19 protein-coding genes and 1 riboswitch are annotated in these 21,381 nt (G+C 47.1%); of the genes, 7 read left to right on the plus strand and 12 right to left on the minus strand.

All coding sequences use genetic code 11. The features are described 5' to 3' along the window. Window positions 1–14: 14 nt before the first annotated feature. On the minus strand, window positions 15–497 hold the full coding sequence (locus tag GH808_RS10945) for an FMN-binding protein (protein WP_186842831.1): 483 nt from the start codon (window positions 495–497) through the stop codon (window positions 15–17). Window positions 498–767: 270 nt separating this feature from the next. Further along, window positions 768–827, plus strand: a riboswitch (Fluoride riboswitch). 115 nt (window positions 828–942) lie between these two features. Between GH808_RS10945 and GH808_RS10950 the strand changes: the two genes are divergently transcribed. The 3 genes from GH808_RS10950 to GH808_RS10960 all read left to right on the plus strand — a co-directional run bounded on the left by GH808_RS10950 (window position 943) and on the right by GH808_RS10960 (window position 2,277). Continuing rightward, window positions 943–1,383, plus strand: coding sequence for a fluoride efflux transporter FluC (locus GH808_RS10950; protein WP_186842832.1), 441 nt, complete (start codon window positions 943–945; stop codon window positions 1,381–1,383). 11 nt (window positions 1,384–1,394) lie between these two features. Continuing rightward, window positions 1,395–1,532: a hypothetical protein gene (locus GH808_RS10955; RefSeq protein ID WP_186842833.1), complete on the plus strand. Its 138-nt coding sequence runs from the start codon at window positions 1,395–1,397 to the stop codon at window positions 1,530–1,532. A gap of 100 nt (window positions 1,533–1,632) precedes the next feature. Next, window positions 1,633–2,277 carry a DUF3786 domain-containing protein gene (locus tag GH808_RS10960; protein ID WP_186842834.1) on the plus strand — a complete coding sequence of 215 codons (645 nt, stop codon included), beginning with the start codon at window positions 1,633–1,635 and terminating at the stop codon, window positions 2,275–2,277. Window positions 2,278–2,331: 54 nt separating this feature from the next. On the opposite strand, the gene GH808_RS10965 is transcribed toward GH808_RS10960, so the two are convergent. The 5 genes from GH808_RS10965 to GH808_RS10985 form a co-directional block, all read right to left on the minus strand. Further along, complete coding sequence (locus GH808_RS10965) at window positions 2,332–3,888, minus strand: ABC-F family ATP-binding cassette domain-containing protein (protein ID WP_186842835.1); 1,557 nt, start codon at window positions 3,886–3,888, stop codon at window positions 2,332–2,334. A gap of 224 nt (window positions 3,889–4,112) precedes the next feature. Next, window positions 4,113–6,518, minus strand: coding sequence for an MFS transporter (locus GH808_RS10970; RefSeq protein WP_186842836.1), 2,406 nt, complete (start codon window positions 6,516–6,518; stop codon window positions 4,113–4,115). Continuing rightward, window positions 6,502–6,975: a MarR family winged helix-turn-helix transcriptional regulator gene (locus GH808_RS10975; RefSeq protein ID WP_186842837.1), complete on the minus strand. Its 474-nt coding sequence runs from the start codon at window positions 6,973–6,975 to the stop codon at window positions 6,502–6,504. Before GH808_RS10975 ends, GH808_RS10970 begins: the two co-directional genes overlap by 17 nt. An 88-nt stretch (window positions 6,976–7,063) precedes the next feature. Beyond that, the gene (locus GH808_RS10980) at window positions 7,064–7,984 is read right to left on the minus strand and encodes a DMT family transporter (protein ID WP_186842838.1); all 921 of its coding nucleotides are present in this window, start codon (window positions 7,982–7,984) and stop codon (window positions 7,064–7,066) included. A gap of 39 nt (window positions 7,985–8,023) precedes the next feature. Further along, window positions 8,024–9,658: a C39 family peptidase gene (locus GH808_RS10985; protein ID WP_186842839.1), complete on the minus strand. Its 1,635-nt coding sequence runs from the start codon at window positions 9,656–9,658 to the stop codon at window positions 8,024–8,026. Window positions 9,659–9,978: 320 nt separating this feature from the next. On the opposite strand from GH808_RS10985, the gene rsmH reads away from it, so the two are divergent. Further along, a complete protein-coding gene (gene rsmH, locus GH808_RS10990; RefSeq protein ID WP_186842840.1) occupies window positions 9,979–11,028 on the plus strand; it encodes a 16S rRNA (cytosine(1402)-N(4))-methyltransferase RsmH in 1,050 nt (349 codons plus the stop codon). Between the two features lie 83 nt (window positions 11,029–11,111). Here rsmH and GH808_RS10995 read toward each other — a convergent pair whose 3' ends face one another. After that, the gene (locus GH808_RS10995; protein ID WP_186842841.1) at window positions 11,112–11,372 is read right to left on the minus strand and encodes a hypothetical protein; all 261 of its coding nucleotides are present in this window, start codon (window positions 11,370–11,372) and stop codon (window positions 11,112–11,114) included. A 108-nt stretch (window positions 11,373–11,480) separates the two neighbouring features. Further along, window positions 11,481–11,615, minus strand: a complete 135-nt coding sequence (locus GH808_RS15555; protein WP_279289677.1) for a hypothetical protein — start codon at window positions 11,613–11,615, stop codon at window positions 11,481–11,483. A gap of 423 nt (window positions 11,616–12,038) precedes the next feature. Here GH808_RS15555 and GH808_RS11000 point away from each other — a divergent pair, with 423 nt between their 5' ends. Next, complete coding sequence (locus GH808_RS11000) at window positions 12,039–13,958, plus strand: diguanylate cyclase (protein WP_186842842.1); 1,920 nt, start codon at window positions 12,039–12,041, stop codon at window positions 13,956–13,958. Window positions 13,959–14,084: 126 nt separating this feature from the next. Here the strand turns inward: GH808_RS11000 and GH808_RS11005 are convergent, their stop codons facing one another. The 4 genes from GH808_RS11005 to GH808_RS11020 form a co-directional block, all read right to left on the minus strand. Continuing rightward, on the minus strand, window positions 14,085–15,221 hold the full coding sequence (locus GH808_RS11005; RefSeq protein ID WP_186842843.1) for a hypothetical protein: 1,137 nt from the start codon (window positions 15,219–15,221) through the stop codon (window positions 14,085–14,087). Window positions 15,222–15,535: 314 nt separating this feature from the next. Beyond that, window positions 15,536–16,132 (minus strand): rubrerythrin, encoded by a 597-nt coding sequence (gene rbr / locus GH808_RS11010; protein WP_186842844.1) that lies wholly within the window; start codon window positions 16,130–16,132, stop codon window positions 15,536–15,538. Between the two features lie 73 nt (window positions 16,133–16,205). After that, window positions 16,206–17,987, minus strand: a complete 1,782-nt coding sequence (locus GH808_RS11015; RefSeq protein WP_186842845.1) for a phosphoenolpyruvate carboxykinase (ATP) — start codon at window positions 17,985–17,987, stop codon at window positions 16,206–16,208. Window positions 17,988–18,000: 13 nt separating this feature from the next. Then, window positions 18,001–18,654, minus strand: a complete 654-nt coding sequence (locus tag GH808_RS11020) for an HAD hydrolase-like protein (RefSeq protein WP_186842846.1) — start codon at window positions 18,652–18,654, stop codon at window positions 18,001–18,003. 282 nt (window positions 18,655–18,936) lie between these two features. On the opposite strand from GH808_RS11020, the gene GH808_RS11025 reads away from it, so the two are divergent. Both GH808_RS11025 and GH808_RS11030 read left to right on the plus strand, forming a co-directional pair. After that, the gene (locus GH808_RS11025; RefSeq protein ID WP_186842847.1) at window positions 18,937–19,494 is read left to right on the plus strand and encodes a LemA family protein; all 558 of its coding nucleotides are present in this window, start codon (window positions 18,937–18,939) and stop codon (window positions 19,492–19,494) included. 25 nt (window positions 19,495–19,519) lie between these two features. After that, the coding region (locus tag GH808_RS11030) for a DUF2207 domain-containing protein (protein WP_186842848.1) at window positions 19,520–21,381 on the plus strand (1,862 nt) is incomplete at its 3' end.

The following is a 21,381-nucleotide window of genomic DNA, read 5'->3' on the forward strand; positions in this document are numbered from 1 at the left end:
TTTATCATGCATTTTTACTGCATAACGGCCTGTGACAGGGCGTCATTGACCGCCTCGAGAATGCCTTTGGAGCTTAACGTTGCGCCGCTGAAGGTGTCGACTTGTGTGGACTGAGCTGCAATGATGTCTGGGATGAGCACATCGGCAGCATCATCAAAATACACATAGGTATCATTGTAGCTGACAACTGAGATATCACAGATAGCCCCGCCCATTATGGTCACCTCGACGACAATCCCGGGAGATCGTCCTGATCCATTGCCGGTATAAACGCCGTCGCGATATGTGCAGACCGCAGCTGCATTAGGATCGGCCGGTACTGTGCTGTCAGTATTGCTTTGGATCGCACTGTCTGACGGGCTGTCCGTTGTGACATTATCTGCCTTCTCTGTTGTGGTATCCGATGCGCTGTCGGTATTGCCGGAACTGCATCCGGAAAAAAACAGCAGCAATAAAAGAACGGCCGTCATTATACCAATTATTGGTGTTCTTCTCATGATATCCGCCTCCTTTTTTCATAGATACCCTTTTGTGGTTTATTTATTTATGAAAGTAGGATGGTCGAAAAATTTCAGAGGTTTTCTGCATACAGTCTTAGTGCCGTGCAGATCGCTGTTCAGTTCACTGATTTTTCCGCTGAATTCAGCGCTGGTCTTTGATATTCAGTTTGTCAGCATCCAAAATGATTTCGATTACATGATTTTGATTACGGTTTCAACCGGTGATCATCTTGACGCATTTATTTCCTCATGCTATCCTTAGTTCACAACGAAAAAGGTGATGGAGTTCACCTGAAATGCTGATTAGCTAATGACTCCTGCAGATTAGATTCATGATTCTGCAGGTTTTTTATTGCCTAAAATCATTTCTCTGTTTTTTACTCAAACAAATAATAATAAAAACCTTCACGACGGAAATAGTTTGTCATTTCAGAGGAGGACAATGATGAAAAAATATTGTTTTATTGCGGCCGGCGGCGCCATCGGTGCCCTGCTGCGTTATGGATTCAAAACAACGGCAAATTTATTGCCGGCTACCGCTGTTTTGCCAAACAGCGCATTCAATATTCTGCTGATCAATCTGCTTGGCTGTCTGCTGCTGGGTATGTTCAACGCCGTATTTTCCAGAACAGAGCGGATCAGCACCGATCTGAAACTGGGAGTTACCGCCGGTTTCGTGGGAGCCTTTACGACATTTTCAACCTTTTGCAAGGAAAGTCTGGATCTGCTTGATGTCGGTTTAACCGGAACCTTTTTTTATTTCATCGCCGCCTCCCTAATCCTGGGAATCACCGCCGTCTACATTGGAAATATTGTCGGGCATCGCGTTGTCCATCCCGTTGGAAAAGCCATTGTTTCCCAGTTCGGCTTTGACTACAATTAGGAAACTGGCCCATGGAAACCATACTCGTCATTCTCGGCGGCGCACTTGGAAGCACAACCCGATTCTATCTCGGTAGAAAATTCGCTTCCTGCCACGACCGCCTTCCCATCGGCTCCTTTTTTTATTGGCAGATTTTCACCTGCTTATAGCGCGTTTTTACCTTGAAATGATCCATCACTTCTGTTACAGTGATGCTAAGAAAATAACAAACAATTCCGCTTAAACAAAATAATTGTGAGGAGTAATTATATGCCAAATGATACAATAAACAACTACGAAAAAGCCTGTGCTGAATGGCGCCGGAAATTTATCGAAATGGACCATCAGCTGCTGCTGGAAAAACTGCCCGAAATCAAACAGGAGGATGAATACCTAACCTTGAAGCATTACGGACGGAAATACGGGATTCATACGGAAACCGGAAGAATCATTTCCCCTGAAGATTTTCAGCCGGTGGATGTCAACAAGCAGCTGAACATCTATACGCTTCTCTGGTATGCCTCGCCCCATGCTGTTTTTCAGAACAAATGGGTACCCTTTCGGGAACTTAAAGGCGCATCCCCTTTCACATCGGCTTTTGAGAAACACGTCCTGACGCCTTTTGCCCGGACATTTTCCGGTCAGCCCGAAAAACTGATGATGGCCTGCGAGGCGCTCGGCGGCATCCGGCTCCCGAACTCCGATGCCGGCTGTCAGATCAACGCCTTCGACTGCATCCCTGTGCAATATCTTTTCTGGGATCACGACGATGAATTCCCGGCCGAGGGCAACATCCTCTTTGACAACAGTGCGACGGATTTCATCCATGTCGAAAGCACCGTCAGCATTGCTGTTGAAGGTATTCTGACTCTGGCGGAAGCCGCCGGTATTGAAACCAAGGGACCGATGTTCTGAATGCAGTAAAAAAGGTTAAGTGACACCGATCACTTAACCTTTTTTTGTTGCCAATTAAAAAACTTTGGTTGTCCACTGGGAACAATCCCATACTTCACTGATGAAACTTTCATAGAATTCCGGTTCGTGACAGACCATCAGAATCCCGCCGTTATAGGCTTTGAGGGCGCGCTGCAGTTCCGCTTTCGCATCCGCATCCAGATGGTTGGTCGGTTCGTCGAGCACCAGAACATTCGTCTGTCGGTTGATCAGTTTGCAAAGGCGCACCTTCGCCTGTTCACCGCCGCTGAGCACCCGCACCATGCTTTCAATGTGTTTTCTGGTCAGCCCGCACTGCGCCAGTGCCGAACGCACCTCGTTCTGATTAAGCGAAGGGAACTCTTCCCAGACTTCCTCGATACAACTGGTATTGATATTCTGATCCATTTCCTGTTCGAAATAGCCGATTTCCAGCTTTTCTCCCTGTTCAACACTGCCGCTGATCGGTGGAATCAATCCCAGAATGCTTTTCAGGAGGGTCGTTTTACCGATGCCATTGGTGCCGGTCAAGACAATTTTCTGTTTCCGTTCCATGAGTAAATTAAGCGGTTTGGAAAGTGGTTCGTCATAGCCGATGACCAGATCCTGAGTTTCAAAAACCCGTCGTCCGGTTGCACCGGCTTCTTTGAAATTAAACCGGGGTTTTGGTTTCTCACCGGCAAGCTCGATGATTTCCATCTTATCCAGTTTTTTCTGCCGGGACATCGCCATATTTCGCGTCGCCACCCGCGCCTTGTTGCGCGCAACAAAGTCCTTCAAATCCGCAATCTCATTCTGCTGTCGGTTGTAGGCCGATATTTCCTGGGCTTTTTTGGCTTCCAGCACGGCCTGGAATTTTTCGTAGTCGCCCACATAACGAGTCAGTTTCTGATTGTCCATATGATAAATGATATTGATAACCTGATTGACAAAAGGCATATCATGGGAGATCAGAATAAACGCATTTTCATAATCATTCAGATAGCGCTTCAGCCATTCGATATGCTGTTCATCCAGATAATTTGTCGGTTCATCCAACAGCAGAATATCCGGTTTCTCAAGCAGCAATTTTCCGAGCAGCACTTTGGTACGCTGACCGCCGCTCAGTTCGGTAATATCTTTATCCAGGCCTATTTCATTCAGGCCCAGAGCCTTTGCGACTTCTTCCACTTTTGAATCGATCAGATAGAAGTCATGAAATTCCAGCAGTTCCTGTAAATCCCCCACTTCCGCCAAATCCTTTTCCATTTCCTCCGGACTGTCTTCAGCCATTTTTTCATAGAGTAAACCGATACGGCTTTCAATCTCCAATAAAAATTCAAAGGCAGATTTTAACACATCGCGGACGGTCATGCCTTTTTGCAGTACGGCGTGCTGATCCAGGTAGCCGACGCGAACATTTTTTGACCATTCGACTTTGCCTTCGTCCGGCATCATTTTTCCGGTGACAATATTCATAAAGGTAGACTTGCCCTCTCCGTTTGGACCGATTAAACCGATATGTTCTCCTTTCAGCAACCGAAACGAGACCTGATTAAAAATCGCCCGATCGCCAAAGCCGTGAGAAAGATTTTCGACATTTAAAATACTCATTCATTCTCCATTTCAATATTTTTTCAAATTAAAAACACTTCCTAATGGATGTTGCTGATCAGGAAGTGTTTATCACATGATTTCCAATGATTTTATACGTTATTATACCATATCGTTACTTAATTGAAAAGCATATGAGGGACGATTCTTATCAGCATTTCGATACTCAGTGATTCAGAGATTCGTCTTTATGATTGATATGCAGAAAGTTCATGAGTATATATTCAGTCTTCTTCCAAATCCATCGGTTTTTTATAAAACGCCAGGATAATCAGGGCCAGAACCGAAGCGATGGCAACAGTCATGTATACCTGTTTGAACCCGCTGTTCAAGGTTTTCTGAAACTCATTTTCAACGGCCAGACTGCGGCTGTCAATGGCTGCTAAGTATTCGTTTTTCGCCGTTTCAAAAGCACCGGGCACGGCATTTTTCATAGCCGTCATCTGGCTGACCATGGTGATCAGCTGGTTTTTCACATCCGCCATCGCGTCGATGGCCGTCTTCATCTCCGCCTGACTTGTCTGTGCAGCAGCAACCTGATTGGACAGGGTTGCGATGGCGTCTTCCAGCTCGCCAATCTTCACATCCAGATCATCGATGCTCTTCACATCACTGAGCTCATCCAGAACAGTTTGGGGAAGCTGGCTACGCACACTTTCGGGGATCATGCTGACCACATCCATCGTCCCTCCACCCATGCCTGAGGAGACTGCGGCCGGTTGCCCGGTTATATTTGAAGGCATGGTGTAGGAGGATTCTGTTCCGCTTGAAGGCATGCTGGTTGCTGCAGCCGCCGACGCCATCTGTTCAGCTGCTGCAGCCATCATTTCCGACATGGTCGCTCTCAGGCTTGCCAGCTGCCCCAGTGCCTCTTCCTGGGATGCAATAGCTGATTCCATGCCGGTAATTCCTTCGCCTATGCCATCGTAGGCTGACTGAAGATCAGCAATGCTTCCATCCAGCTCGGTCATGCCGGTTGTCAACCCGTTGATACCGCTGTCAATGCCGTTGTTGATTTCGGCAATAGGTTCCGGTGTCATCTGTGCAAACATCCGCTCTGCGAAGACTTTACTGTTTCCGGTGATGGTGGTCACGTCCGATTCCTTCATCATCGCGACCAGATCGTCTGGTATTGGTGTCGCGCTGTCGTCGGTCATGTTGATTTCGATCTTCTCTTTTGAGTTGAGATCCGGCAGGTTAACGGTTGCCAGTTTATCTTTGATGGTGTCGTCGGCTTTCAGCTGGTTTAACTCATCGGTGAGCTCCTGGGTATAAGGCAGCGTCGGTACATTCACCTCGTCGGGCAGCAGACTGGTTACATTGGTCTGGACGGAAAGCCCTGCATGGGCGATGAAGCCGACCATGATGGCTGGCGCGATGGCGGTGCCGATGGAGCGGATCAGGGATACGGTGGCCAGGGCTGAGTTGGATTCTGCCAGTTTCGTATTATCCAGCATCATATAATTGATTGGGGTACCCATGGTGAAGCCAATCCCCAGTCCCATCAGAATCAGACTGATGACCACGGTCAGGGTGCTGGGATAATTGGTGGTCACAAAAATCAGGAAAAGTGACCCGATAAACGACACCAGAAAGCCGAATCCCAGTGTGATTCTGACGCCGAACCGGTCGATGAGCTTTCCTGAAAAAGGCGCTCCGACGCCGGCAAAAAGTCCCAGGATAATGACATAATATCCGCCTTTCCCCGTGGCCGTCTTCATGGCGTTTTCACAGAACTGAGGCACAAAAATCATTCCCATCAGCACCACCCCGGTAATGAAAGACAGTACAAGGGTGATGACAATGTTCTTATTGGTAAAGTAGGATAAATTGATGACCGGGTCTTGCGCTCGCTTCTCAATAAAAATGAATATTGGCAGCAGCAGCACGAAAACGATCAGGAAGGGATAGACAGCGGTACTGAGAAATGTATTATTAAAATCAAAGAAGTCAATGTTCTTTAATCCATACAGGACACACAGAACCATGATGGTTACGACGGTGATGCCGCCAATGTCAATTTTTTTGACATTGGCCACCTTGGTATTGGGCAATGAAAAAAAGCCAGCTATCAGAATAAAAATGGTGATGGGAACATTGATGTAAAAAACATACTGCCAGTTGGCTGTTCCCGCCAGATCCAGAATGGCGCTGCCGGCGGATGCGCCAAATATATTGGCAATCCCGTAGACTCCGCCCACCAGGCCTAAAGCCATCCCCCGCTTTTCCTTCGGGAAGGTGGTGCCAAATTCAGCGGTTGCAACCGGCACGATACCACCGCCGCCGACGGCCTGAACGGCTCGGGCGGCCAGCAGCATCGGGAAACTTTCAAAATTCTGGGACAGACCGCATAAAAGGGATCCCAACCCGAACAGAAAGATACTTAAGAGATAGATGGTTTTTCTTCCGAACCGATCCGCCAGTTTTCCCATCACCGGGATGCTGGCGGCATAGGCCAGGGTGTACATCGTGATCATCCAGATGCCGGTTTTGTCATCCACCATCAAACTGGTTTGAATCACCGTTCTGGCTGGTGTGACGATACCGGTATCCAACGCGCCCATGAAAATACCCAGAAGATACACCACCATTATGATGGCAAAGCTTCGTTTTTTATTTTGATTTGTCATTTTTAACTGCTCCCATTTTTTTTTGATCCTGCTCGCTGTCTTTTTCTGTCAGCTTTGCCACATTGTCCGCGATGGTTTTTGTAATTCGCTCATATTGCCAGATATCTTCTTCACTCAAGCCCTCAAAAAAACTGGCATTCCATGCCTGCAGCGCCTTTCCCATTTCCCCCATGATGCCTTGTCCCGCCGGGGTAATTGAAATCAGGTTTTCCCGTTTGTTCTCCGGGTTCTGATGCCGCAAAATCAAGCCTTTTTCTTCAAGCTTTCGCAGGGTTTTGGCAATGGCTCCCTTGTCCAGCAAAAAATGCTGGGCGATGGCATCCTGGTTGATCCCATCGTTCGATGCCAGAAACATCAAAATTACTTGTTCCGGAAATCCCACCCCGTAATCCTGCAGCCGCCGTTCACAGAAAACTTTGCTGTGACGGACAATTATCGAAAGATTATTCATTAACATCTGTTTCACCCTGAATCCCTAAATTTAAAAATAGTTGTCGTTACAATTGTTGTAACGGCAACTATTTTAGCATGACCCTGATTGTTTGTCAACATTTCGAATTTTCTGTTTCCCGGTTGACCAGCCAGATTCCAAAACTGACACTGGCCAGGGCCGCCAGCGTCCGCAGGCTCAGGAAAGCTTCCCCAAGCAGCATCCCCGAGAGAATGACACCGAAAATCGGGAACATAAAACCGTAAATAGCGATTCTCCCGACTGGGTTATACTTCAACAGAATGGTCCAGATGGTAAACGCCAGGGCCGACAGCATGGCCAGATAGAAAAGCAGCCATAATCCCGCAGCAGAAATTTGAGTGATGGATCCCCCCATCAGCAACCCCACGCCAATGAGAATCACACCGCCGAACATCAGTTGGTATGCCGTTAGAAGCATCGCATCACTGCTCCGGGTGAAAATTCGCGTGAGGACTGAACCAAGAGCGGTTGTGAGACTGGCGATGAGAAGAAAGCCCTCCCCGAAAAAAGAAAAACTGCCGTCAATGGCACCCCCGTTGACCTGTATGATCACAACCCCCGCCATTCCGAGAACCGACCCGACAATTTTATATTTGGTCAGCTTTTCTCCTTTTAATATATAGTGCGCCAGAAATATCGTGAAGAAATTTGAAGCCGCGCCGATGATGGCACTTTTCACCCCCGTCGTGTTGGACAAGCCAATGTAGAAAAAGATGTATTGACAGGTGGTCTGAACCAGGCCCAGGGCGACAATTCCTTTTAGCTCATCCCTTCGGGGAATCACCCATTTTCGGAAATAAAAAGCCGCTATCAAAAAAGTGATGCCGCCAGCCACGGTAAATCGGTAGCCGGCAAAAAGAATTTGAGCCCCGGTGGTTTCAATATCAAATAGTGAATAGCCGATTTTTACGCAGGGATAGGCGCTTCCCCATAACAGGCAGCAGAAGGTTGCCAGGGCAAGAACCACCCATTTGTTTTGCAGTCGCTCGGACATAAGTCCTCCTTTAATTGATGCTTCAACCTTAACCGCTGTTTAGTGAATAATATAAGTGATGTTTCCGGACTCCGCCCAGGCCGCGGCAAATTGATCAAGCCGATAGCGCACGCGAACGCCGGCATCACTGTCTGCTGCCGGATCATTGATCACGATATATTCGGTGCCGCCTTCATTGACAAAACCGCAGACGACAATCAGATGCCCGTAAGTGTATGAGATCGGCGCACCATCGATAACGGGTAAATCTTCATCAACATAAACGCTGTTTTTATAGGCCACACTGGCCACGGCAGGATGTCCGGACGCTATTTCCCGCTTCAGGCCATCGATCGTTGAATAATCAACATAGGCCGTATAACCAAAGCTTGAAGCGTAAGCCGTGTTAAATGGCCAGTTGCCAAATTCGTCACAGCTGTAATCATATGCTCCCCAGGCGGAATCTTCCGGCTGTACGGCCGTTCCATAATAATTCAAAATCATTGCAACACTGGTCGGACTGCAGATGTAATGGGCGATTGACGGATCCCTGACCATCTGAGAAAACTGCGGCACATCGAGCACCCGAAGATTCGATAAATCCGGATTATCCTTAAATACCTTGCCGATACCCTGACCGGGATTCGTGTTTCTAAGTGCGCCAGAGACCAGCCGAACAGTCGGCGCAACACCGGACCGATCCGAATTGAAGATGACGCGATACTGAATTTTTCTGGCCATTTGTCCATCTTTGACAACCAGAGTATCCACATCGACTTTTGCCACCGCATCATCCGTCACACCGGTGCCGGACGATCTTCTGATCGATGTTCCCCATATGCCAAACGAAAGCCAGTTTGACCAGGAATCATTTCCTGTCATCACCCTTGCCTCGAGCTGAATGGAAGTTCCCTCCGGGGTGTCACTGCTCCAGGATAGTACCAGCTTATTAAATAAATTGGTATTAAATGGGCTCGATGTATAAACGCCATTTTGGGCACCTGATTTAAGCGTGATTGCACCATCCCCGTTATTGCCTGAAATATCAACATTTTCCATGGACGATGCGTTTTCACTGAAATCGCTTTCGGTTGACTGAATCAGTGAATTTCCCTGAACGAACTTCGTTTCAAGAAACGGTCTTGCCTGATCCACGGTGCCTACTGGGGGTGTCTCCCCCTTATTAACGATCACGATGTGGATGCCCTCCAGGCGATACGCATAGCCAGCGGTTCCGGCACTTTCACCGTTTTTCGCCCAGCCCATCCAGCCGATATTCTGGGAGTGGACCTGGTAATACACATCAAACTGATCGGCATCCGCACCGGTGAGTTTGATCTGGATGGCTTCCAGACGCAGAGCCCTTGCGAATGTACCGCTCGTTTGCCCATCGCTTTTCCAGCCGATTTCGGTGTTGGCTTCCCAACCGATATTCTCGATATGAGTTTGATAGGCGATGCCAAGATCATAGTCCTGTTTGTCCAGCTTGACTTCAATGCCTTCCAGGCGGAGACTTCTCGCTGTGGTGCCGCTCAACGCACCATCGGCGACAAAATCCTGCCAGCCGTCATCCTGCACATGGGTCCGGTAACTTACACTGGGGGTACCGGCCGCCATAACGCCAGCCGGAATCGTCCCGACAATCAGAAACAGGGCCAGCACCGTCACCAGACTTCTCTTGATACTTTTTTTCACAAATAATCCTCCTGCTCGTTTATATGCTGCATTATGAAATCGTCACGCGAAATCAGTCACAGGATTTCCAGTTGTCTTACTTCCTGCTTCACTAACGCATTCGATTATGCTTTAATAATAATGGATAACTTCTTTAATTGCAAGGATGCTTCTCGATTTTGGCAGCCTGTTTGATTTACTGTCGTGTTTTTGGTATCATAGGATCAGAAACCAGACTATAAAAACAATTAAGAAGGTGGCGAAAAGAATGAGCACAACATTTTGTATGAGATCCGTCTCAGATTACTCATGCCCGGATACAATTTTTTCAGAGGTGCACTATGGATAATCAAGAGCAAAAACATCAACGACGTCCACGATATAAAGGCACTCACCCCAAAACTTACAAAGACAAGTATAAGGAACTGCAGCCGGAGAAATATACTGATACGGTAGAAAAAGTGATTCAAAAGGGTGGCACACCGGCCGGCATGCATCGTTCGATCTGTGTCAAAGAAATATTGGAATTCCTGCAGATTGAACCCGGACAGACGGGACTGGACGCAACTCTGGGTTTCGGCGGCCATACCCAGGAAATGCTGAAATGTTTGGATTCAAAGGGGCACTTGTACGCCACGGATGTCGATGCCATTGAGCTGCCACGCACTCAAAAGCGCCTGGAGAACCTGGGTTACGGACCCGAAATTCTGACCATCCGGCAGATGAACTTTTCCGATATCGATCGCATTGTTGCGGAATCGGGACCATTGAATTTTGTGTTGGCCGATCTGGGCGTTTCCTCAATGCAGATCGACAATCCCGAACGGGGATTTTCGTTTAAAAACGACGGACCACTGGACTTGCGCCTGAATCCCGAAAAAGGGGTATCTGCAGCTGATCGTTTAAAGACAATTTCGCAGGATGAACTGGCAGGGATGCTGGTCACAAACGCGGACGAGCCGAATGCCGACGTCATTGCACAGGCGATTATTTCTCAGCGAAATCAGGGCATCGAGATCGCGACGACGACGCAGCTTCAGCAGATTATTAAAGATGCACTCAAATCCGTTAAAGGCAGTAACGGAAAAGATGCGCTTAAAAAATCCTGTCAGCGATGCTTTCAGGCCTTGCGGATAGATGTCAATGATGAATACGAAGTGCTGTATGAATTTCTGGAAAAACTCCCGGCTGCCCTGGCAACGGGCGGGCGCGTCGCAATTCTTTCCTTCCATTCCGGCGAAGACCGTCTTGTCAAGAAATCATTTCAGCGCTTTTTCCGGGAAGGCGTCTACCGTGAAATAGCACCCGGTCCAATCCGGCCGTCACAGGAAGAATGTAGCAGCAATGGGCGCGCACGTTCGGCCAAACTGCGTTGGGCTATAAAAGCCTAGCAATACTGGTCTGTGATCATGCCTGCACAAAAAAAATCCCCGCAAGGGGATTTTTGCTCTATTGATACAGTTTACTACTAATCTCAGATATCCTTTCCAATTTCCTCGTAACCAAGCAGCTCATCCATTTCTGATTTGACGGGTCGGTATTTTGCGTGCCAGGTCATCTGATCCAGTTTTGGCTGCACTACTTCATAAATTGAACCGAACGTCAGGATTTTGCCTTTATCGCCCATCACTTCGAGAATACCGTTCTGGTAATCATCCCTCAACACTTCACCAGTTGTTTTCGACAAATAGAGATCATCCCCAAATGTCAGTTTTCTTAAATCCAAATCGATCATAACTATTCTCCCTTCATTGTATTTGCTTGAAGTTCTATTGATAGTTATACCCTCTTTTCTGGAATTATTCAATTTTATTCCAATGAAATATTGCCTCGAGCAGGCGTCTTAATTCTGATGGTTACAACCTTTATAAACCAGGCAGCCCGTTGCTTTACGTGGGTCCTTGAGTGTCTGCGCATCCAGGCACTCGCCATCCCGATAATATTCACACTCCGTTTGGTTGCATTGATTATCTGTCATTATCTTTCTCCTCACTTCAAAGTTACCCGCAGGCATCATTTTTAATACCATATAATTTTCAAACCGTATATTCTATAAACACTGCTGATGAATCGCACACTCTCCTTTATCCGCCTCTTTAAACCAATTGCGATTATAACACTTTATTTGTTATTTGCATATAATTTTCCATTTATTTCTATTTCTTGAAATTCTCTTTCGCCGATAAAACCAATCTCTTTCATCAAACTCTCATAAACTAACAATTGACTGAAAGGATTTTCCCGTTGTATAATAATTGCAAACATTTACATTCTTTATTTTGACAGAATGATGAACCGCTCCAAAATACCCGAGTGAACTAAGGACTATCAAAAATTGCATCAGTCTATAGCACTGTTTATTTCCTGTTGAACCAACTTTAAGGAAAGAAGGCCGCATCCCATGCGCAAACGCAGAATTCTACTACTACTTGTCATAAACATCTTGATTCTTCCTATTTTAAGCGGTTGTTCCAATCAGCGTTTTGAAACTTATCATAAAGCCCAAAATGGTCAGATTGATTTAAGTCAGCTCCATTTGGAAAATGAAGCGATTGATCTGGATGGAGAATGGGAATTTTTCTGGAATCAGCTCCTCGAACCGACCGAAGTGGACCAGGGAGAACTCAGCGGTTATGTCAGCTTTCCCTCCTCATGGAACAAATACGTCATCAATGGCAAAACAATTTCCGGAGACGGCTATGCGACCTACCGCCTGACATTCAATAGCTCGGACGATCGAATTCTGGCGCTGAAGATTCCCAAAGTACGCACCGCCTACAAGCTCTGGGTCAATAATAATCTGACTGCGGCTGCCGGAGAAGTCGGAAAGACTGAGGAATCCATGACTCCGCGGTATCTGCCTCAGGTTGTTTCCTTTAATGCGCACCAGGGCGAAAACGAGATCGTCATCCAGATGTCTAATTTTCATCTGTCCAGTGGCGGGCTGCTCAACAGCATCCAACTCGGTGGCGAATCGCAACTCCTGGGACTGCGCTATCGCGGCATTGCCTTTGATCTTTTCATTTTTGGTGCGTTGATGATGATGGGGATTTATCATCTCGCTCTGTTTTTCTTTCGAAAAAAGGACCCATCTCCGCTGTACTTTGGCTTATTCTGCATTCTGATTGCAGTCCGTACCTTGATGGTTGGTGAAGCTTTCCTGTTCTATCTCTGGCCGGATCTGGACTTTGTGATCGCCCGCAAAATACAGACCCTGACCTACTATTTGGGAGTCCCGTTGATTCTCATGTTTTTTAAATCGATGCTGCCTGACTATTTCCATAACCAAATCGTCAGAGTCACTCAAATCCTGGCGGGAGCCTATGCGTTAGTGGTTCTTCTGACGCCGACAAACATCTATGCCGTCATCAATCCCTTCTACCAGATCTGGAGCATTTTCCTGATTGTCTATCTGTTCGCCATGCTGATTCGAATTGCTTCACACAGCCTAAAAGAGAATTGGCTGATTATACTGGGTGGTCTGGCTCTGATATTAACCAGCATCGTCGATATTATCACCCTCAGCGTCTGGATCAGCGACAGCTGGCCGCCATTTCTGAAGATGATCTTTCAGTCAGACAACAGCAGCTCGACCGGCCAGCTGCTCTTTGCGATTGCCATTTCGTTGCTGCTGGCGAAGAACTTCTCCGACTCTCTGGAATATAAAACCGTCATGGGCGAAAAATTGACCGAAATCAACAATCATCTGGATGACCTGGTCTTTCAGCGCACGAGAGAACTGACTGCCTCGAATGAGAAAGTCGAGCAGCAGAATTTCGAACTGGAACTGATCAATCAGGAGCTTCAAAAAATATCACTGAGAGATCCGTTAACCGAGCTGTGGAACCGGCGAAAATACGATGAAACCATACAGCTGGAATGGCGTCGGTGCATGAGATACAAAAGACCGATTTCGCTGCTGTTTATCGATGTCGATTATTTCAAAAACTATAATGATCAGTACGGCCATGTGGCGGGTGATGAATGTCTGATAAAGATCGGAGAAACACTGAGAACAGCTTTGTCCCGTCCAACCGATATGGTAGTCCGTTACGGCGGCGAGGAATTTATCGTGCTTCTATTAGAGACCAGCAAAGATGAGGCGATTCACATCGCAGACGTGCTGCTCCAAAAAATCAATGCGCTTGGCATTCCCCACTTTGGATCTGTTGTAAAGGATCGCGTGACGGTCAGTATCGGCGTTTCATGCCTGATCCCGGATGCTTCTTCTAACCATGAGGAGCTGGTCAAAATCGCTGATACGGCGCTGTATCATGCGAAAACAAATGGTCGAAATCAGGTGCAGGTCTTTGGAGAATAGATTTTTGAATAAATTTAAAAAAAGCATGCTCTCTTTAAAAACCGAGAAGCACGCTTTTTTTTTAAGTTGAAATCAAAGTGTTTCGACCGTTGATAGCTTTTTGCGTTATTCGATTAGTCCGGCAGTTCACCTCATAAAGTGCTTGACGGCATTCGCTTTTCCCGCCGGCAGGTTCTGAATCGTTGGACTGATGCCTTCGTTGTCCTGATTCTGCAAAGCCATGATGGCGTTTGGTGTCAACCAGCCCTGTCTGGCATAGGTTGAATTGACGGATTGGCCAACATCGAGGATCCAGATGCAGTAATTGTTTTCCAGCTGCTTCAGGTATCTGCAGCCGTTTATAGCAGAAAGAAATGGTAGCCTGCAGGCGTGATTCCAGGTATCAATGACGGTGCCCGTATCGGCCTCACGGAGCTCCCGCGCATAACCTTTGAACTGGCAGTTGATGACCGAGGGTATATCTTTTCCGGGGTGTCTGGCTTCGATGATACCGACGATCTTCTGCCCAATGCACAACACATAATCCGCAAAGTTGTTTCTGCCGAAGCTGAAATCATTCGGCCACTTTGCGATAGCTAGATTTCTTCCCTTTTCAGGCTGCACACCTCTCGTATAGCAGAGGCGGACTGAATCCGCTTCCCAACCGGCTTTTCTGAGCTGCTCGTCGATGAGATAGCGTATTTCCTTGTCGGACAGACGCAGCCGTTCGGCTGCCGATGCACCGTTTTTGATGCGCTGCATCGTCATTGCGGTCTTTTGGTAGGGCTGTTGACGCAGTCTTTCATTCAGTCTTTTGACTTCCAATTCCTGTTCCAGAATTTTCGCTTTGGTGTCTGCCTGTCGTGAAAAGTCTTCCGGCAGGACAAAAGGTTTCAGCACATATCGACAGTCGCCGTAGGTTTGCATAAACCAGCCGCATAAGTTGCAGGCCATCTCCAACAGTATAATACAGTCAACCGAGGAATCGTGGCCGTTTTTCATGGCATTGCTCCGCGCTTTTTGCAATACGTAGAGAATATCATCCACCTTTTCCGGCAGCAGCCCTTCCTTTTTCAGCAGTTTGGTGCGGCTGGTGTGGGTGTTATCTGTAACTGCAGGTTTTATACCATCAAGCTTCATCATCATACTGACGATATTTTCACTGATGAGTCCCAGTTTAATCAGACAGATGTTGCGGTCCGAGTAGAGATAGCTTTCAGCCATGGCTCCCAAATTTGAAAGGCTTGGAAAGGTCTTGTCCATAAATTCGAAATTCGACTTCATCTAAATGTCCCCCTCATTTTGACACCGGCAGCAGCCTGTTTATACCTGGACAGTCCGCCCACAGCAATTCGCAGAATTTCCCAGTTACTGTCTCATTGACTTTCAGGCTAACAATACCATGATCATTTACTTTCGTTTTGTCATCCTTTACATTTTAAACCAACCATCGACATAAATCAATTCATTCGTAAAAATAAATTGATTGCGAGTCCATCCGCTCAGCTGCTCACCGATAAAAAAAATCTAAATTCTGACGAATTGCTTTAAAAAAACAGCCTCCGGCGTCGGAGGCTGTTTTTCTTCTGCGGTTGATTCTAGTAGGTTTCTTCAAACAGTTCAAAATAGGCCTGGGCATGCTTGCAGGCTGGGCACAGATCCGGTGCTTCCGCGCCTTCATAAATATAGCCGCAGTTACCACATTTCCATTTAGTCGCGCCAAAACGTTTGAATGTTCTTCCCAGTTCAATATTGGCCGCCAGCTTCAGATAGCGGGTTTCATGCGCTTTTTCTGCCTTGGCAACTTCCAGCCAGGTTTCGGCAATTTCCGGGAAGCCCTCCTGTTTTGCCACTTCGGCAAATTTAGGATAGAGCTCCTTCCACTCCTCGTTTTCGCCGGATGCGGCGTGAAGCAAATTGTTTTTGGTATCACCCAGAGCGACCGGGAAGTTGGCATTGACATTGACTTCCACTGCTTCGCCCATGGAATATTCGTTGGCTACAATATGTTTGTAAAACAATTCGCCGTGTTCTTTTTCGTTGCCCGCTGTTTCGGTGAAGATATTGCTGATCTGGACATAGCCTTCCTTTTTGGCGACAGAAGCGAAAAAAGTATAACGCATCCGAGCCTGGGACTCTCCAACATAAGACTGCATTAAATTCAAAAGTGTTTGTGTACCGTTTAATTTACCCATATCTTTCTCCTTTTATAATAATTATATTCTATGCTAACATTATATACCCGATTGAGAAAATATCAAACAGATTTTATTTCTTTTCAGAATTTAATTGATCGATGAACGCAACAAGTGCCTCGGCGGCAATATAGGGACCGTCCTGTTCACAGCCGGGAATGCCAAGCTGGGTCCGGATCATACCGATTTTCACGCCTGTTTCTTGCATTTTTCTGAAAGTCTTCTTGGCGATCTTCTCATGTTCCTCTTTCAACTGGACCGCGCCGAAAGGGTTTGCGAAATAGGTTTTTGTCATGCCCACTTCCCCGGTTGTCCCCTTGGCCATCCGTTTGCCCTCGGAAAAGACCTCGTAGGCAGCATCCAAATCGTCAAAGAGTTCAATCGGCGGTGCTGTATCGTCAATTTTCTCGTAGTTGTTGATGTAGAAGACGAAATCCACCCGGGTTGACTTCGCAATTTCCTCATAGGTCATCTGTGGAACGATGACCCGGGCATTGACGATGTTGGGGTTCATAAAGATACTACGGTCCATCGTGTTGTAGGCATAGCCGGGCTGAAGATCATCCAGCCGCACGAATGCGCCGATTTCGGTGCCGACCGCCATGAGATCACCCTCCTTATTGAAATGCAGCGAGCCCATATCATCGATCAGGATGTCAAAATCGCAGGCACAGTCCTTGGGCAGTTTGTTGATGGCTTCCAGTGTTTCTGATTTTCCGGCGCCGCTGTCACCGATGAGCATGATATTGGCTGATTTCTTGCCATGAACCCGGATTTTTGCAAAGGCGCCGTGAACCGGCAGGGCTTTGTTTTCAATCTGAATCACGTTGTGGAGAGTCAGCAGCATCTTTTTCATGTAGCCGAAATAGTCGATCTGGGGCAGCGCCGGCAGCAGTCCGTAATAGACATCATCCTCTTTAGCCACAAAACCAAGCTTTTCATCTTCTTCAAAAATACTTTCATCCAGACCAAAGAAAACGGCGGCATCCGGCTTCTCTTTGGTGAATTCTTCGGGCTTCGCCATTTCAAACAAGTTGAACAGCCCGGCACCCAGCGCCAGGTATTCTTTTTGCACGTAGACGATAGCCAGCAGGCGCCCGACCTTCAGCGGGATACCAAACCATTCGTCATTGGCCAGATAGAATTTCTGCAGAATGCGTTTGTCCTTGACCGGAAATACGCCGTCACGCTTGTTGGACTGGGTGTAGAAAATAACCGGCGGCTCGAAGACCGCTTCCCAGATATAGGGAATCTGGTACAGTGAATCATTCTTGCTTTTGACTTCACGGTCGAATTCAAAGTGATCGGCCAGAAATGCCACCTGAGCGCCACTGGGAAGCTGTCGGTAGATGCTGAAGCTTTTTCCGGTGACGTTGAAATGAATGTTACGGTAGAGATCCAGAACCATTTTCCGGAAGGCGTCGTTATTGGAGGCCAGTGAAAAAACCTTCGAGCGCTTCGTACTTTCATCCGGGCTGTAACTGTCCATTTTGATCATGAAACGCTGAATACCACGCCAGTAGTTGTAGAAACCTTCAAGGAATTCAAGAAACAGCTGGGAGTATTCCTCGTAGGTGAACTGAATGTCGAAATAACCGGACCGGATGATTTCATCCAGCGAATTGATGTTGAGCAGATAGACAAAATCAATGAACTCGCGCTCGTTGAATTCGCCTATTTCATTCTGAAACGGCTCCAGAGTCCTTATGAAATAAGGCTTTTTGACATCTAGTTCCTTGATAAAGGTTTTGATCAGTTTTATGAATTGGTCTGATTTGATAATCTGCCCAATGCTCGTAAATTTCAGGTCGCCTTTGATAATGGCGGTACGTTCCAAATTGTTTTCTGATTTCATATGATGTTCCTCCTTATACAATTTCAAGCAGTTCCGAAAAGCTGGCTATGAGGCGGGTGGCGCCGGCTTCTTTGAGCTCTTCCATACTGCCGCAGCCATAGGTTACCCCGACTGAATCGATACCAACTTCGCTGGCACCGACGATATCATAATAGCGGTCGCCCACCATCAGCACATTAGACAAATCCCGGATATGGTGATCCGTCAGCAGATCAGTGATGATTTCCTTCTTGTTGCTGCGGGTGCCATCGTTGTAGGTCCCATAAACCCGGTCGATTTCAATGTCGAACGCCATACCTTTGATGATTTTTCTGGCGTTCGTTTCATTCTTGGTGGTCGCGACCCCCAGAAAGTAGTGTTGCTCGGAAAGAGAGTGCAGTGTTTCTTTGACACCGGGATAGACCGGCGTTTTGTACATTCTACCATTGTCGACGTACTCCTCAAGATAATACCGGTATCCCTGTTTAGCTTCACTCAACGTAAAACCGAAAACGTCCTGAAAAGTTCTGAGGATTGGTGGTCCGATCAGCGGATTGACATCGGCAACTTTCGGCTCGGGATAATTCATTTTCTCCAGCGCATATTCAAGACAGAACCGGAACGTTTCGGTGGAATCAATCAGTGTCCCGTCCAGGTCAAATATAATATGGGAATAGTTCATATTCATTCGTTTTTTCCTTTCCTTCCGATAAACTGGCCGAATAATTCCAGCCAGCTTGCCTGTTCACGACCGGCTCGCCGCTTAAGGCTGATTTTTTCTAATTTATACTAATTGTAATATAGAAATACCCATTCAACAAGGCAAAATATCACACGTTCAGAATGTAAAGCTTTTCGGATATCATTATTTTGTCATGCGTCAGAGTAGCTCTGCTTTGAAAGATTCATTGTGGCGCGCACAAAATAATGTTATAATGAAGCAAATAAAATGAAAATGGAGGATTTTAAAATGATCGCTTTTCTAATTGTTATCGGTCTTGTTGTTATCATCGGTCTTTGGCTCATCGGTTCGCGGAATAGCTTCGTTAAGATTAAAAACCAGGTTGAAGAAGCTTTCTCAACCATGGATGTCTATCTGAAAAAACGTTATGATCTGATTCCAAACCTTGTTGAAACGGTAAAAGGGTATGCCACCCATGAATCGGAAACCTTTGCAAAGGTAACCGTGGCCAGAACTGCAGCCATGGGCGCAACCAGCATTGACGAAAAGATCGCTAATGAAAACGCGCTGTCCGGCACGCTGAAAAGCCTGTTCGCCGTTGCGGAAGCCTATCCTCAACTACAGGCAAACACCAATTTCCTTGACCTGCAGCAGCAACTGCAGTCCATCGAAAATGACATCGCCAATTCCCGAAAATACTACAACGCAACCGTCCGTACGATGAACACGAAGGTCGAGACCTTCCCGAGCAACATCGTTGCCAGTCTGTTCGGATTCAAGAAACAGCCCTTCTTTGAAGTGGGTGCAGCAGAAGAAAGAGAAAACGTCCAAGTCAAATTCAATTAATCAAATCATTTTGGAGGTAAGAGAAGTGAAAAAACGATGTACTCTTCTTCTGCTCGGGTTGCTTTTGGCGGGATGCATTTTCCCTGGAAGCACGTTTGCCCAGGAATATTTTGACATCACCCAATATGATGTAACCATGAACGTTCAGGAAAATCACGCCTACGATATCCAGGAAAATATTTCAGTTACTTTCTCTGAAGCGAGGCATGGGATTTATCGTTACATTCCCTATACCGGCGATTTTTACCGTCAGATCAACGGACAGCCCGTGGATACGCCTTATTCAGCACGGCTGACCAATGTGAAAGTAACTGGCTACAAGTATGAGACGTCCACTGAAAATGACAGTGTCGTCGTCCAGATTGGCGATGCCAACACAACCGTATCCGGAAACCAGACCTATCCCATTTCCTACGTCTGGGACCCTGGTGATGACAAAATCGATTCCATGGATGATGTCTATTACAACATTATTGGAACCAACTGGGATACCAGCATTGCCGGCGCACATTTTAAAATCGTGATGCCGAAAGCATTTGATGCCAGTCAGGTCGAATTCATCACCGGCAGCTACGGCAGCACCGATACCACGTCGGTCGACTTCACCGTCAACGGGAATACCATTGAAGGAACCCTGAACCGGCCCCTGACCAATAACGAAGGGGTCACCCTGAAAGTCAATCTGCCCCAGGGATATTTTGTCGGCGCCTTCACCGGCCACGAGTTCGATCCGCTGATGTACGCGATGTTTATTCTGTCCATTCTGGCGGCTGCCCTGATCTGGTTCTTTACCGGCCGGGATGAAAAACCTGTGGAACCGGTTGAATTCTACCCACCCCACGGCTTTACACCATCCCAGGTCGGCTTCATCGTGGACGGCGATCTGGACAAACCGGAGGTCATTTCGCTGCTGATGTACTGGGCGGACAAAGGCTACATGACCATTGAACAGGTTGATAAAAAGAAATTCATTTTCCACAAGGTCAAGAACCTGCCAGATACAGCCGAGGACTTCGAGCAGACATTTTTTGTCAATCTGTTCGACCAGAAAGACAGTTTTTCAACCGCGAGCGTGCCGACCAGTTTCTATGATACGATCGTGGCTACAAAGAGCCAGATCAAGTCTTATTTCGATCTGCCGGAAAACAAGCTCTTTACCAAATCATCAATGGTCGGATTTGGCTTTATCACGCTGATCATGTGCTTCCCGTTGCTGGCTCTGGTTATTAACGGTGCTTACGCCTCCAATATGCTGACAGGTTTCTGGGATGGATTAATCATGATCGGTTTTGCCGCTCTGTTTGCGATGGTGCCGACGATCATCAGCGTCAACATGATCACCACGGCACTGAGAAATCGACTGGGAACTTCAACCAGGAAAACAACCGGCCGGCTGATCGCAGGAATCATCCTCACCATCGTTTTTGCTCTGATAGCGATGATCGCGAGCATGCTGCTGGGCTTTGAAAGTATCGTCCCGGTCCTTCTGGCTCTGCTTGCAACCTATGCCACAGCTGTCTTCCAGATCGTGGCAGAAAAACGCACAGAAACAGGTCGTCAATGGCTGGGAGAAGTGCTCGGATTTAAAAATTTCATCGAAAAAGCTGAGAAAGACCGCATTCTGGCTCTGGTCAATGAAAACCCGCAGTATTTCTACAATATCCTTCCCTATGCCTATGTGCTGGGGATCACGGACAAATGGGCAAAGAATTTTGAATCCATTGCCATTGAGCAACCGAGCTGGTATTACGGACACACCTACGGTGATCCATTTACCTCCGTCGTGTTTGCCGGTGCGCTAATGCATAGCATGAATTCCATTTCAACCAACATTATTGTTCCACCAAAATCCGGCTCCGGCGGTTTCGGCGGCGGTGGCTTCTCCGG

It is taken from the genome of Acetobacterium fimetarium (assembly GCF_014284475.1).
In the GTDB taxonomy this organism is placed as follows: domain Bacteria; phylum Bacillota; class Clostridia; order Eubacteriales; family Eubacteriaceae; genus Acetobacterium; species Acetobacterium fimetarium.